This window comes from Burkholderia sp. A2, assembly GCF_001729305.1.
Lineage (GTDB): Bacteria > Pseudomonadota > Gammaproteobacteria > Burkholderiales > Burkholderiaceae > Burkholderia > Burkholderia sola.
Map to the genome: position 1 here is coordinate 1,145 of NZ_LZXX01000010.1, position 310 is coordinate 1,454.

Annotated in this window: 1 protein-coding gene; it reads right to left on the bottom strand. The window is 71.9% G+C overall.

What is annotated here, in order from left to right:
* On the bottom strand, window positions 1-310 hold a 310-nt coding region (locus A9Z05_RS01510; RefSeq protein ID WP_371090547.1), incomplete at both ends, for a sensor histidine kinase.

Sequence of the window (310 nt, forward strand, 5' to 3'; positions counted from 1 at the left end):
GTCGACCAGGTTGCCGAGCATCTCGCGCAGCATCACCGGATTGCCGTCGACGTCGAGCGGCGCGTCGTCGTCCGGGCCTTCGTAACCGAGGTCCATCCGTTTCGCGAGCGCGGCCTGCACCCAGTCGCGCACCGTGCGCCGCGCGAGCGCGCCGATCTCGACCGGCTCGAACGTGAGCCCGCTCGCGCGGTTTTCGGCACGCGCGAGCGCAAGCAGCTGCGTGACGAGACGCGCGGCCTGCTCGGAGCTCGTCGCGATCTGCTCGAGCGAGCGCTGCACGTCGGGCGGCACCGGGTGGCGCAGCGCGAAT